A 12,925-nucleotide genomic window follows, 5' to 3' on the forward strand; every position below is an offset into this window, starting at 1 on the left:
GGCGCTGCCGCCCGGCGCGCGGCGATGGCCCCGCCGATTCAGGCGATGAACGAAACCGTGAATCCGGAAAAGCCGGTGTGGCCTCGCGGCGTGGCGGGCGTGCTGATGATCGCGTGCGGCGCGCTCGCATGGCTGTTCTGCTGGCGCATCGCACTGGCGAAGGCGGACAACACCGTACCGATCTCGCCGTGGCATTGGCTGAACGATTGGAGCACGCCGCTCGGCACCGGCTGGCCACTCGGCGTGGGCGCCGGGCTGATCGTGATCGGCGTGATCGTGCTCTCCCCCGCGCTGGTGGGGCCCGCGGGCGCAATACTCGGCTGGATTCCGGCGCACGTGTTCACGGTGACCGGCCGATTGGCGACGCGCAACCTGTCGCGCGGCAAGCGACGCACGGCGAACACGGCGGCCGCGTTGTTCGTCGGCGTCGCGATCGTCAGCTGCCTGTCGGTCGTCGCCTCGTCGGCGAAGGCGTCGGTGACCGGCATCGTCGACTCCGGTCTCACGTCGGACTTTTCGGCCATGTCCGTGGCGAACGGGCGCATCCCCGACGACGCGGTCAAGGCGATCGAGAACACGCAGGGCGTGGGATCCGTCTCGCGTTCGCGCATGCTGCTCGGCGTCACGTACGGTTCCGGCAGCGACAAGACCACGGCGATGACGTTCGCCGAACAACCGTCGCTGTTCACCAATGTGTTCGCGCCGGTCACGAACTCCGGCGACGCGGACAAGGCGCTGCGCGGCGGCGAACTGGTCGTCGGCATCACGGTCGCCAAGGACAACGGCTGGAAGGTCGGTGACACGGTCACGGTCAACGGCCGGCAGGTCGTCGTCGACAAGGAGGCGACCGCCAAGGCGCAGGCCGACTACCAGCAGCAGGTGCAGAGCAAGGTCGCCGCGTTGCAGGCCGAGGCGCAACGGCTCATGGCCGCGGGCGACGCGGCCGGCGCGCAGTCCAAGATCGACGAAGCGAAGCAGGCGGGCGAGGACGCGCAGCACGTCGACCCGTCCACGCTCGTCAAGACGAAAACGCTCGACACGCATGTGAAGGCTCGGATCGGCGCGATCATCGAAAATTCCGTGTACCGTTCGATGGTGCTCATGAACGATGCGCTGGCGGGCAGGATCGCGAACGACTACACGATGTTCACGATCATGCTGTTCGTTAACGCGAAGGACGGCGAGGATCTCGCCGCACTCAAGAAGCGGCTCGTCGACGCGGTGAAGCCGTATTACGTGGTGAACGTGCAGGATCGCGAGGAGTTCAAGTCGACGATGAGCTCGATGGTCGACCAGATCCTCATCATCCTGTACGCGCTGCTCGCCCTGTCGATCGTGATCGCCGTGTTCGGCATCGTGAACACGCTGGCGCTGAGCGTGTCGGAGCGCACGCGCGAACTCGGCTTGCTGCGCGCGATCGGCACGTCGAACGGTCAGGTGCGCGGCATGCTCGCGATCGAGGCGTCGATGATCGCCGTGCTCGGCACGCTGATCGGCGTGGTCGTCGGCACGGCCGCGGGCGTGGTGATCCGGCAGGTGTACGAGTCGAACGGTTTGGAACGCCTGTCGATCCCGTGGGGACAGCTCGGCGCGTTCCTGCTGTGCTCGATCGTCGTCGGCGTCGTCGCGGCACTGCCGCCGGCCCGCCGCGCCCTCAAGGTCCCCGTCCTCGACGCCGTCGCCACCGACTAAGGACCATTTCGATCGATATGACGCGTTCGCACGATTTCGGAATCGCGCTACGACGCTGGCGGAGCCTCGGCTCCCTCGGCTGAGGGAGCTGTCACGGCGTAGCCGTGACTGAGGGAGCGTCGCGGCACGCCAGTGCCGCCAACAAGCACGGCATCGCGCGATAGCGCGATTCCATCTACCGGTTCTTGAAATAGGCGAAGAGCTGGCGCTCACGGGTGAGCAGGATCGCAACGAACCCGCCGAGCAGGAGCCCCGCGAATCCGGCCGCGGGCACGCGCAGCAGCGTGTCGTACAGTGCTGGAGCGTTCGCGGGATCGCACGTCAGCCACACCCATGCCGCGAGCGGCGAGCACAGCAACATCGCCAGAAGCGCGGCGGCGAACAGTTCGAGCAGCACCTGCAGCACCAGCACGCCCTTGGGCAGCCCCGCGTGCAGTGCGGACGCGAATTCAAGCCGGCGCACGCGAATCATCACGAAGCCGAGTGCGAACGCGACCACGAGCATGACCCACGGAGCGAACGCCGTGAGCCGCTCGTTGAACAGGTTCGCCGAGGGCGGCGTGCTGCCGAACCGCGTGTTGAGCTGGCTGACCTGCGGACGCTGCTCCTTGCTGGTGACATTCGCGGCGAGATAGACGAGCGTATCGATGCTGTCCGGCACGGGCCACGTGCGCACCATGCACACGTCGAACGGTTGCGCGGAGTTGACCGGTTCGAGCACGGCGTACGAATACTGGCTGTCGCGCCCGTCGTCCGGATACTCGTAGACGCCGCGCACGCGCACCCGCCCGGAGCCTTTCAACGCCATCGTGCGCCCGGCTTGCGCGCCGAGCGCGTCCGCCACGTCCGAGGACAGGATGACGCCCATGCCGTCGCCGTCGTCGGCGAGCGCCGGCGAGAACAGGCCGACCGCGCCGGGCGTGGTTTCGTAGGTGGGGATGCCGGTGGACGGCAGGGTCGCGAACGTGATCTTGCGGTCCGCCTGACGCAATGCGCCGGCCGCCTGTACGCCGTTGACGCCGGCAAGGCCCTCGCATGCGGCGCCATCGATGCCGTGCCGCAGGGTGATCGTGACCGTGGCCGCGCCGGATTGCGCATACGTGCGCGACTCGTTGATGAGCCGGTTGGTCTGGGCGAGGTCCATGCCGAACAGGAGCGCGATGCCGAGAGCCAGCACGAGCGTGGCCGCGAACGTATGGCTGGTGCCGGAGACGATGCTGCGCCACGCTTCGCGCGCGGCGATACGCGCCTTGACCCGCGCGATCTGCCGCGACGGGCGCGCGTCATGCGATGACGAGGATGGTTCCGTCATGCCCTTGCCTCCTTTCCTACTGGTATCGTTCGAGGTCAATGACGTCGCTGGCCGCGTCGCGCGTGCGGTGGTCGTGCGTGGCGACGACCACGATCATGCCGGAGCGCGACAACGCGCCCAGATACTGGTCGACCGCGTCGGCCGTGCGCATGTCCAGTTGGGCGGTCGGCTCGTCGACCAGGAGCAGGTCAGCGTTCGTCGCGACGCCGCGCGCGAGCATCAATCGTTGGGCTTCCCCGCCGGACAGTTCGCCGAACCGTTTGCCGGCCGATTCGGACAGGCCGAAACGGTCCAACTGTTCCAACGCCAGACGTTCGGCCGTCGCAATGTCATATCCCTGGCCCAAGTACGGCAGGGTGACGTGATCCAACGCGGTGCGCCGGGCCACGCCGACCGGGTTCTGGAACACCCAACTGACCTTGCGCACGCCCCGGCGCACGACCTCGCCCTCGCTCGGCGTCTGCCAGCCCGCGATGATCGACAGCAGCGTGCTCTTGCCCGAACCGGACGGACCGACCAGCGCGTATACGCGCTCCGGCAACAGGGTCAGCGTGATGCCCCGAAACAGGCGCGTCCTCTCCCCGAACGCATGGCCCACATCCTTGAGTTCCACCACGGGTCCCATGGCGTCACCTGCACGGTTGCGCGTCGTCGCCCGGCGCGATGTCGACCCGGCCGAGCGAGTCCGCGTCCACGGTGATTTTCGTCTTGCCCAGTTCGGACGCGATGATCGTGGCCGGCACCGGCTTGCCGTCGGACGCGACGCAACCCGTCTCCCCCGTCACGTCGTACAGGGCGGACGGCGGCACCTCCCACACGTTCAACGGTGTTTTCAGCACCCACTTGAACGTGACCGACAATGATCCCGGCATGCTGCCGCCGTCCGAGACGCCCGCGGAATCGGATCCGCCGGACGCCATACCGCTGCCGGAGGCCATGCCCGCCTGCGTTTTCGCCACCAGATACTCGTTGCTCGACATGATCGCGTCCAGCTCGCCGGCATCGGTGATCGCCGTCGTGTCAGCGGGCAGGTCGAAACGCTGGTCGCCCACGACGATCACGCGATCGCCGGCCACCGCCTGCGTGTTGGGCAGGCTCACCGCCGCGCTGGTCGGCGTCGCCCCGGTGGAGAACAGTTCCGCGCCGGGTGTGACGTTCTGCCCGACCTTCGCCGTGCACGCGGCTATGGGAGCGGACGTTTGGCTGAGCCAGACGAAGTTCGCCGGGCCGATCGTCCATCCGGTCTCCTCGGCGAGCGCTTTGGCTCCGACCGACTGGGCGAGCGCGTTGTAGGCGACGATCGTGTCCCATGTCATCGTGTCGGTGTTCGGTGCGGCATAGCCCAATCGGATCAGTTCGCGGTTCAACGCCGCCGCATCGCGCCCGCTCATGCCCGACTTGAGTTCGCGGTACATCGGCACGTCGGTGTGCAGTATCAGCTGGCCGACCTCGTCGATCGCATACAGGCTCGACCCGGATTGCGCGGTCATGCCGGGCGCGCACGAACTGCCGGTGACCGTGCCCGCTCCGACGGACGTCACGGACTGGCCCGTGCCCGACGAAACCGTCACCGTCGCGTCGCGCGAATCGTCGTATTGGCCCGACACGGGGTCGACCGTCCCGCCCTTCGCCGTCGACACCAGCGTGGGCGGAATCATGCTTTTCGTCAACAGAAATCCTCCCGCCACGCCGCACGAGGCCAGCACCAATCCGACCAGCACCATCACGGACACCGTCACCGGCGTACCACCGTCACGCCGTTTACCTATACAAAACCCCATGACACCCCCTCACCACCACACTGTCCCCGGCACGGCCCATTCCGCACCGGTTCTTCTATGCTATGCCAACGAACGTCATGACGCGCCTTGCGTGGCTTTCCTCGCATCGTCAATGATGTATGGGGTCTGTGGAACATGATTGCCATAATGCACCTTGCTTCGCATCATATTGCGGGTCAGACGCATCCGAATAGCGACCGTATGCTTTATCCCATGACGTTTCGGAATGATCTCCTTTGGCTTTTCTGGCGTTGTTCTCATCAAACATTTGGAGGAATTCCGTACTGGTCATGCTCTCATCCACCAGGCCGTTACGTTGCAGGCATCGAAAGATCTCCTGTTGAAATTCCTTATCGGAAAGATGTTCCGGTGATAATCGGTCTTGTCGACCAACGCTCACACACCAAATCACTCACGATTGCGGCGCTGCCGTGATGGCGACGTGGGTACGGAGGTATTCGTCGATGGCGGTCAATCCGCTGGTGTCGCCTTGTTTGATCTGGGCGACGAGCCGGTCGTAGTCCACGGTGCCGCCCGACTGCATTTCGGTCATGGCTCGCGCGTCTTCCTGTGAGACCGAGTCGGGATCGGTGACCGCTATATATGCCCAGTACTTGACCCACAACTGTATGGGGAATCCGTTGATGTTCTTCGTTTCGATCAGTTTCTCGCTGGGATCCCCAGGGTCTTCGGACCACGACATAACGACGTGGCATAGTTCGAGGTCCGTCCTATCCCTGCCGGAGAGGTAGGCGTGCACGGTCGAATCGAGCACGTAGCTGATGTCCCATGCGTCCGGCATCGTGACCCGGTAGATGGGATATTCGATGACTTTTTGAGTCATGAGAAGATTCCCGTATTGCCATACGATGTCTAATGCCCCATTGCTGCGTCTCTGGTACACCCTGTACTGACCGGCGGTTTGCGTTTCCCACTCAGCTGGTGCGTCTGCAGGATCGGAGGTTTTGCCGAGCTGCAGGATCCTGTCCATGCACGATCGTGTCTCGTCGACGATGTTGCCGGTAGCCGTTTCGGCATGCAGCCATATGCGCGTGTGATCCTCGGAACGTTGCCATGACACAGTATTGGCATTCGTGTTCCTGGGTTCGCACTCGAGCCATACGCGGTCGAGCCCGGTGTCGATGGTGGTCGAGGCCGGCTTGTCGGTCTTCCACGTGCCGACTACTGGGTCCTCAAGCGTGTGGTCCTTCCGTTTCGGGCTGGCGTATCTCGCCAATGGGCCGGCGTTCGTGTCCGTTCCGGCAGTCACATCCGGTGGTGACGGTGCGTCGCCACCGGCGTCCGACGACGAACAGCCGGACAATCCGCACGTTAACATCAGCATTATTATCAATCCGGCTGCCAGTTTCCTCATTGAGCGCTTCATTGTGTCTCCTACGATTTGACGGTTATGAGTAACAGCGCGTTCGCCGTTACTGTCGGGAAGCTGCAGCGCATTGCTGGAATGTTTGCGCCTGCTGCGGGTCGTAGTCGAGGCTGCTGGGATCCTCGTATCGTTCAAATAGCTTGTCGCGCAGGCTCATGTCTCCGCTCTTGATGGAGTTCCAGTACTCGTCGAATGTAATCGACCTATCGATGAGGCCCTTGCGTTGAAGACAATCAAAGATCGGTTCGCTGGGATTCTTGTGTTCGGGGTTGTTACGTATCTGCCGTGCGAGTTCCAGCAATGGATCGAATCCGGTGGACCTGCCGCACTTTTCCTTGGCTTGATTGGATTCCTGTCCGGTTGCGTTCCGTGTCCGCTCGGTGCTGTTGACTGCTTCTCCGCCGTCGCCTTTGTCGATGTAGGTCCATTCGTAGCCGAGGTCGGCCATGCACTTGGTCATGTCGGATTCGATCTGGGCCTGTTCGGCGTCGTCGATGACCCCGTCTTCAAGCACCTTGCGCACGGTCTCGTTATCAGACTCGTCGCGTACCCGCTGCAGGGAAGCACCCCACGGGCCGGAAAACGGATCGGTCTGACCACTGTCAGACTCAGACCGCATGGCGCAGCCGGAGCACGCCAACACTGTAACAAGCGACAACAACGCCGCCATTCTTCTCCGCCCCATCGCCGTTCACCTCGATCATGATTCCGGACCGCACACGATCCCTGCGAGAACCCATCTCATCGTCATCTCGTCATTGAGGAATGCATCGCGCCGCTCATGGCGATGAACATTCAGACAAGGGCCAACATCGCCCTTGGAGACATAGTCCATATCCGTACGAGCATATGGAACCGGCCCCCGCAGCCTCCGGTAGGAACCAGTCTACTGCCCCATGCCAACAACACGCAAAAGCCAAGCTTGCCGGGGATCCGAAAGCTCTGGCGTAGGATGGAATAGTCCATCCGACAGCCGAAGGAGGCCATCATGCCCATTCCCAATGAGATTCCGGCCCATGCGCGCGTGGTCGTGCGCGTGTCGGAAGGCGTCGATCCGGTCGATCGTCGTATGAAATACCGCGACTATGTGGGGCATGTGCGCTCGTGGGACGGGCATCGTCTCGAACTGACGCGCGACGCGGCCGCCAACGGCTCGCGCCCCGAACAGAACGTCACCATCGATGCCGATACGATCATCACGCTGAAACCCGTCCCCGAGCGCAACTTCACCCGTCCCTGACGGCATTGCGGCCTGTCGGCACTGCGGTCGGCGCATCGCGTGCGGATGCGACCGCTAGACGGCGGAACGCACCTGCACACACACGGCATGGTCGCCGGCGAATCCGATGACGTGTTCGCCGCGGCGCGCCGACGCGAGCAGTTCGGTCTGCCAGTGCGACGGATCGAACGCGACGTCGCGTTCCTCGTACCGCACGTCGTCGGAACGCTGCATCATCTTGTAGTCGCGGAACGGCTGTCCGTCGGCGAAGAACCGGGTCATCGCGCCGTCGTCGCCGTCGCGCAGCGCATCGGCCACGGCCGTGAGCCGTCCGGCCATCGCACGCAGCAATGATTCGACGTTCGCGGCATCCTCGTCGACCATCGCGCGCGTGCGGTTCGGATCGGTGAGCGCGACGCGCGTCATGTCGCGCCACGAGCCTGCAGCGAGCGCGGCAGCGATGTTGCGGTTCGGATCGTCGACGAGCTGGTTGATGAGCGCCGTGGCGACGACGTGCGGCATGTGCGAGATGAGCGCGGCAGCCTGATCGTGCACCGTGTCGTCGAGCACGATGATGCGGTTACCCGCGCCCGAGACGATCAGGTTCGCGACGTCGCGGAACCGCTCGTACGACGTGTCGTCGCGCACGGTGACGGCCCACAGCGCGTCGTCGTAGAGCGCCGGATCGGCGGCCTGCCAGCCGGACAGTTCGTTGCCGGCCATCGGGTGCGCGCCGACGTAGCACTCCCCCAGTCCTGCCGCTTCGACCTGCTCGCGCACCATGCCCTTGACGCTGCCCACATCGGTGAGCGTGGTCGCGGCCGGGTCGAGCACGGGTTTCAGTTCCGCGAGGATCGCCGGCATGGCCTTGAGCGGATTGCACAGGACGATCACGCGCGGCTTGGCCGCGGCCAGTTGCGCGAGCGACGCGACGCAGCGGATGCCGTCGGCCTCGGCCTGCGCGTACGGATGGTCGCGATGGTTCCATGCAATGACGTGCAGGCCGCGTGCGGCGAGACGCCGGGCGAGCGAGCCGCCGATCAGGCCGAGTCCGACGATGCCGACGGTCATGTCGGCGACCGTCTTGTCGGCGATTGTCTTGTCGGCGACGGTCTCACGATCATCAGCGGCCGCGGTTCCCGTCGTCGAACCGTTCGTCTTGTCTACCACAGCAGTTCCTTTCGCGTCGTCGCCTCGTTCTGCCAGCCGCCCGCCGGCGTGGCGTTCGCATCGTTCTCCGCAATCGCATCCGGGTCGAGCCGCACACCGCCGTTGGGCAGCGACCATGCGTATACGGGCGGATTGGGCCGTTCCTGACGCGGATAGACGGCCAGCGTTTTCACCCAGTCGCCGTGCTCGGCCACTTCGGTGAGCGCCGAACGGAAACGATCCTGCCACGGCGCGGCGTCCATCGTGGCGATGAAGCTGTACGTGCCGCCGCGGCCCTTGATCGGCCGGGAGATGAAGCTGGTCATGTTCAGTCCCGCGTCGCGCAGCACGTCGAGCAGGTTGGCGAGCACGCCGGGGCCGGTGCTGAGCGGAATGAGCGTGACAATCGACTCGAATTCGTCGGTGCGTTCGCGGAGCCGTTCCAGCAGTGCGGGCATGTCGCCGCGCGGGGCGAGCACGAGGAAGTCGGTGTGCGCGCCAGGATAGTCCTCGACGGCCGTGGCGACGCGCGTGAGCCCGTACAGTTCGCCGCAGATGGACGGGCCGAGCGCGACCTGTCCGGGCTTGAGATCGCGGCAGCCGGCGCCGTTCGACGCGGCCGGTACGGCCTTGAGCCCGTGGTCGGCGGCGAACCGGCGGCATTGCGCGAGCCCGTGCGGATGCGCGGTGATCGTCGTGCAGTCGTCGATCGCTTCGCCGGGACGCACGAACACGTCGAACGACACGTCGACGCCGACACGCGCGAACGCGGCCACGTCGGCGGCGTCGATGAGCGCGTCGAGATTCGGTACGACGTAGCCTTCGATGTTGTTCTCCCACGCGATCACGCCCCAGTCGCCGCGTTCCTGCACGGCGTTGAGGATCGAGATCGCGTCTGGTTCGGCCTTGAGCTCGATATTTCCCTCCGCCAGCGCGGACAGCGAGGATGCGGCCCCGAGCGCGGCCTGATGGGTGAACGTGCCTTCCGGCCCAAGATAGTGCAGCATACGCACGGCTTGCCCCTGTTCGTAGTCCGTCATGCCGTCTCCGTTTCTTCGGCCGCACGGTAGGAGCGCACGTCATCGGCCTGTCTCGCATCATTCGCACGTCGTACGTCGTTCGTCGATGCAACGTCGTGTGCGTTCGCCGATTCGACAACGGGCTCGCCCTGCGCAGCAGTCGATTCGTCAGCGGCCGCATCGTGCGCAACGTTCGCAACCGTGCGCGTCCGTCTGCCCGATGCCGCGTCGATGCGGAACCATGCGGGAGGCATGAGCAGCAGCGCTACCTGCACGATGATGCCGCCAAGCAGCCAGATGTAGCCAGCGTGCTGGCTGAAATACGGTAGGGTGTCGGTGTTGAATCCGGCCGGCGTGAGCACGTCGCCGCCCGCCGCGCCGGCTGCGATCAGCCATGCGGTCGCCGACGAGAAGATCAGATGCACGGCGAGTCCGGTCACGCCGCAACGTGAACGCGCGCACCACGCGGACATGCCAAGGATCGCAAACGCGAGCATGAGTCCGTACGGAATGTTCATTGACGCGCCCATGCGGTGCGCGAACGTGCCGATCAGCGCCGCGCCGACGCCCGCCGCCGCGGTGACGAGCATGCGCAGCGGCATGTTCAGCTCGTGCGTCCACGGCATCATTCGATCGTTCCGAGTTGAAGTCATGCGTTTCAGTATAGGTTTACGCTGCGCTCATCGCGCACCGTGCACCGTATGACGGGCGGAACCGCGGACAATGCCGGCGGTGCACACACATTCCCTCGGCGTTGTCGGGAGAAGGTCCAACACACGCCGGCCACGGGGATGGAATGTCACGCAGTGTTGCCGTCCTGTAACTGACAATCGTCGCACAGCCGGTCACGAGATGGAACATCGCGTACTTTTACCATCGCGTGACTGCACGACCAACAAGCATCCGGACAGGGGATGGTTCATATGCGTCATCTTCCATCGCGTGACTTCTTTTTCCGATTATCAAGCGGTCACGGGATGGCAAAACGGAGTTATCTGCCATCGCGTGATTGCACGCCCAGTCACGCGATGGCAGAGTGGTCCGATTTTCCATCGTATGCCCCTCACAGCCGGTCAAGGGATGGAAAATTGGACGCAAATGCCAGCCCGTGACCGATCAAACACGGGAAGCAAGCGTCTACTGCCAATCCTCCCGAAACGCGATGGAAAAACCGGGTGATATGCCATCGCGTGACCTCTTGTGACGGTGCTCGAGCCATATAGATCCCAACACGCTCAAATCCCACACATGGAATCTTGGATGAAGCAGACGGAGGCCCGACATTACCTCCAAACTAATAAAAAGGGCACCGGAGATTGATCCCCGATGCCCCGGTCAGTTCAACGGCTAACAGGCTTACTTGTTGGCCTGATTGTTCTGACGACGCTGCTTGGCGCGCCACTTGTACCAGTCCTCGCGGCCGAGGATGATCTTGCGCACGCGGATGGATTCCGGCGTGACCTCGACGCACTCGTCCTCGTTGGCGAAGTCGAGCGACTCTTCGAGGCTCATCTTGACCGGCGGGGTCAGGGTTTCGAGCACGTCGGCGGTGGAGGAGCGCATATTGGTCATGTGCTTGGCGAGCGTGATGTTCACGTCGAGCTCGTCGGGCTTGTTGTTCATGCCGACGACCTGGCCCTCGTACACGTTGGACTGCGGCTCGACGAAGAAGATGCCGCGGGCCTGCAGACGCTGCATGGCGTACGGGGTGGCCACGCCGGCGCGGTCGGAGACCATGGAGCCGTTCTGGCGGGTCACGATGGCGCCCGCCCACGGCGCGTAGCCGGCGGACAGCGAGGAGGCGATGCCGGTGCCGCGGGTGGCGCTCAGCAGCGCGGTGCGGAAGCCGATCAGGCCGCGGGACGGCACGGTGAACTGCAGGCGCACCCAACCGGAGCCGTGGTTGGACATGGAGTCCATGCGGCCCTTGCGGTCGGCGAGCAGCTGCGTGACGGTGCCCATGTACTCTTCCGGCACGTCGATGGTGGTGTTTTCCATCGGCTCGTTGATCACGCCGTCGATGGTCTTGGTGACGACCTGCGGACGGCCAACGGTCAGCTCGTAGCCTTCGCGGCGCATCTGCTCGGCGAGCACGGCCAGCGCGAGTTCGCCGCGGCCCTGCACCTCCCACGCGTCCGGGCGCTCGGTCGGCAGCACCTTGATGGACACGTTGCCGATGAGCTCGCGGTCGAGGCGGTCCTTGATCATGCGGGCGGTGAGCTTGTGGTCCTTGCCTTCGCGGCCGGCGAGCGGGGAGTCGTTGACGCCGAAGGTCATGGAGATGGCCGGGTCGTCGACGTGGATGAGCGGCAGCGGCTTCGGATCGTTCGGGTCGACGATGGTTTCGCCGATCATGATGTCGTTGACGCCGGCGACGGCGACGATGTCGCCCGGGCCCGCGGATTCGACGGGCTGGCGGTCGAGGCCCTGCGTGCGCAGCAGCTCGACGACGCGGAAGTTCTCGATGGAGCCGTCGACGCGGGACAGGCCGTAGGTCTTGCCCTTTTCGAGGGTGCCGTTGTAGATGCGCACGAGGCCGAGTCGGCCGAGGAAGTCGGAGGAGTCGATGTTGGCGACGTGGGCCTGCAGCGGCGCGCCTTCCTCGTACTCCGGGGCCGGGATGTACTTGATGATGTCCTCGAAGAGCGGCTCGAGGTTGTCGTTGTCCGGCAGGGCGCCGTTCTCCGGCTGGTTGGCGGAGGCGTAGCCGGCCTTGGCCGCGCAGTAGACGACCGGCAGGTCGAGCAGGTGGTCGAGGTCGAGGTCGACGCCTTCCTCGACGACGTCCTGGGCGAGGCCGAGCAGCAGGTCGGTGGATTCGGAGACGACCTCTTCGATGCGGGCGTCCGGACGGTCGACCTTGTTCACGCACAGGATGACCGGCAGCTTGGCCTCGAGGGCCTTGCGCAGCACGAAGCGGGTCTGCGGCAGCGGGCCTTCGGAGGCGTCCACGAGCAGGACGACGCCGTCGACCATGGAGATGCCGCGCTCGACCTCGCCGCCGAAGTCGGCGTGGCCGGGGGTGTCGATGATGTTGAGCGTGATGCCGTCCGGGTAGCCGTACTTGGCAGCCAGCGGGCCGGTGTATTCGACGGCCGTGTTCTTGGCGAGGATGGTGATACCCTTCTCGCGTTCGAGATCGTTGGAGTCCATCACGCGATCCGGCACGGCCTCGCGCTCGTTGAACACATGGGACTGCTGGAGCATCGCGTTCACCAGCGTGGTCTTGCCGTGATCGACGTGCGCCACGATCGCCACATTTCGAATATCACCACGAACCGCCATCGAAAACCTCTCTTAATCGACTTGTCGTTGCTTGCGTAAATTCAATGCGTACGGTAATTGGTTCTACCTGTTCTTTGCACA

Annotated in this window: 12 protein-coding genes and 1 pseudogene; 3 read left to right on the top strand and 10 right to left on the bottom strand. The window is 64.6% G+C overall.

All coding sequences use genetic code 11. The features are described 5' to 3' along the window. Nucleotides 1–1,692: ABC transporter permease (locus BBIA_RS08885; RefSeq protein WP_035138293.1), on the top strand; the 1,692-nt coding region annotated here is incomplete at its 5' end. Nucleotides 1,693–1,867: 175 nt separating this feature from the next. Here BBIA_RS08885 and BBIA_RS08890 read toward each other — a convergent pair. From BBIA_RS08890 to BBIA_RS14295, 5 genes are all read right to left on the bottom strand, one after another. Continuing rightward, nucleotides 1,868–3,004, bottom strand: coding sequence for an ABC transporter permease (locus BBIA_RS08890; RefSeq protein WP_033494829.1), 1,137 nt, complete (start codon nucleotides 3,002–3,004; stop codon nucleotides 1,868–1,870). A 16-nt stretch (nucleotides 3,005–3,020) separates the two neighbouring features. Then, nucleotides 3,021–3,629 carry an ABC transporter ATP-binding protein gene (locus BBIA_RS08895; protein ID WP_033494830.1) on the bottom strand — a complete coding sequence of 203 codons (609 nt, stop codon included), beginning with the start codon at nucleotides 3,627–3,629 and terminating at the stop codon, nucleotides 3,021–3,023. A 4-nt stretch (nucleotides 3,630–3,633) separates the two neighbouring features. Beyond that, on the bottom strand, nucleotides 3,634–4,785 hold the full coding sequence (locus BBIA_RS08900; RefSeq protein WP_033494832.1) for a hypothetical protein: 1,152 nt from the start codon (nucleotides 4,783–4,785) through the stop codon (nucleotides 3,634–3,636). A 109-nt stretch (nucleotides 4,786–4,894) separates the two neighbouring features. After that, nucleotides 4,895–5,077 (bottom strand): hypothetical protein, encoded by a 183-nt coding sequence (locus BBIA_RS14290; protein ID WP_152600593.1) that lies wholly within the window; start codon nucleotides 5,075–5,077, stop codon nucleotides 4,895–4,897. A 120-nt stretch (nucleotides 5,078–5,197) separates the two neighbouring features. After that, the gene (locus tag BBIA_RS14295) at nucleotides 5,198–5,629 is read right to left on the bottom strand and encodes a hypothetical protein (protein WP_152600594.1); all 432 of its coding nucleotides are present in this window, start codon (nucleotides 5,627–5,629) and stop codon (nucleotides 5,198–5,200) included. A 241-nt stretch (nucleotides 5,630–5,870) separates the two neighbouring features. On the opposite strand from BBIA_RS14295, the gene BBIA_RS14300 reads away from it, so the two are divergent. Then, nucleotides 5,871–6,191 (top strand): hypothetical protein, encoded by a 321-nt coding sequence (locus BBIA_RS14300; RefSeq protein WP_152600595.1) that lies wholly within the window; start codon nucleotides 5,871–5,873, stop codon nucleotides 6,189–6,191. Between the two features lie 27 nt (nucleotides 6,192–6,218). Here BBIA_RS14300 and BBIA_RS08910 read toward each other — a convergent pair whose 3' ends face one another. Beyond that, on the bottom strand, nucleotides 6,219–6,830 hold the full coding sequence (locus BBIA_RS08910) for a hypothetical protein (RefSeq protein ID WP_156103691.1): 612 nt from the start codon (nucleotides 6,828–6,830) through the stop codon (nucleotides 6,219–6,221). Nucleotides 6,831–7,160: 330 nt separating this feature from the next. On the opposite strand from BBIA_RS08910, the gene BBIA_RS08920 reads away from it, so the two are divergent. Continuing rightward, nucleotides 7,161–7,412, top strand: coding sequence for a DUF6725 family protein (locus BBIA_RS08920; protein WP_033494840.1), 252 nt, complete (start codon nucleotides 7,161–7,163; stop codon nucleotides 7,410–7,412). A 54-nt stretch (nucleotides 7,413–7,466) separates the two neighbouring features. On the opposite strand, the gene BBIA_RS08925 is transcribed toward BBIA_RS08920, so the two are convergent. The 4 genes and pseudogenes from BBIA_RS08925 to typA all read right to left on the bottom strand — a co-directional run bounded on the left by BBIA_RS08925 (nucleotide 7,467) and on the right by typA (nucleotide 12,844). Further along, nucleotides 7,467–8,561, bottom strand: a complete 1,095-nt coding sequence (locus tag BBIA_RS08925) for a prephenate dehydrogenase (protein ID WP_169741505.1) — start codon at nucleotides 8,559–8,561, stop codon at nucleotides 7,467–7,469. Further along, nucleotides 8,555–9,580, bottom strand: coding sequence for a prephenate dehydratase (locus BBIA_RS08930; RefSeq protein WP_051923935.1), 1,026 nt, complete (start codon nucleotides 9,578–9,580; stop codon nucleotides 8,555–8,557). Before BBIA_RS08930 ends, BBIA_RS08925 begins: the two co-directional genes overlap by 7 nt. Nucleotides 9,581–9,768: 188 nt before the next feature. Continuing rightward, nucleotides 9,769–10,212, bottom strand: a pseudogene (locus BBIA_RS08935) (alcohol dehydrogenase); the annotation flags it as partial. A 703-nt stretch (nucleotides 10,213–10,915) separates the two neighbouring features. Then, nucleotides 10,916–12,844: a translational GTPase TypA gene (gene typA / locus BBIA_RS08940; protein ID WP_033494842.1), complete on the bottom strand. Its 1,929-nt coding sequence runs from the start codon at nucleotides 12,842–12,844 to the stop codon at nucleotides 10,916–10,918. Nucleotides 12,845–12,925 lie beyond the last annotated feature (81 nt).

Source organism: Bifidobacterium biavatii DSM 23969, from assembly GCF_000741165.1.
GTDB classification, from domain to species: domain Bacteria; phylum Actinomycetota; class Actinomycetes; order Actinomycetales; family Bifidobacteriaceae; genus Bifidobacterium; species Bifidobacterium biavatii.

What these genes read in the sequence shown, in the direction of transcription:
- typA (WP_033494842.1), bottom strand. Translation starts at nt 12,844, where the DNA reads ATGGCGGTTCGTGGTGATATTCGAAATGTGGCGATCGTGGCGCACGTC.
- BBIA_RS08920 (WP_033494840.1), top strand. Translation starts at nt 7,161, where the DNA reads ATGCCCATTCCCAATGAGATTCCGGCCCATGCGCGCGTGGTCGTGCGC.
- BBIA_RS14295 (WP_152600594.1), bottom strand. Translation starts at nt 5,629, where the DNA reads ATGACTCAAAAAGTCATCGAATATCCCATCTACCGGGTCACGATGCCG.
- BBIA_RS08890 (WP_033494829.1), bottom strand. Translation starts at nt 3,004, where the DNA reads ATGACGGAACCATCCTCGTCATCGCATGACGCGCGCCCGTCGCGGCAG.
- BBIA_RS14290 (WP_152600593.1), bottom strand. Translation starts at nt 5,077, where the DNA reads ATGACCAGTACGGAATTCCTCCAAATGTTTGATGAGAACAACGCCAGA.
- BBIA_RS08930 (WP_051923935.1), bottom strand. Translation starts at nt 9,580, where the DNA reads ATGACGGACTACGAACAGGGGCAAGCCGTGCGTATGCTGCACTATCTT.
- BBIA_RS08900 (WP_033494832.1), bottom strand. Translation starts at nt 4,785, where the DNA reads ATGGGGTTTTGTATAGGTAAACGGCGTGACGGTGGTACGCCGGTGACG.
- BBIA_RS08895 (WP_033494830.1), bottom strand. Translation starts at nt 3,629, where the DNA reads ATGGGACCCGTGGTGGAACTCAAGGATGTGGGCCATGCGTTCGGGGAG.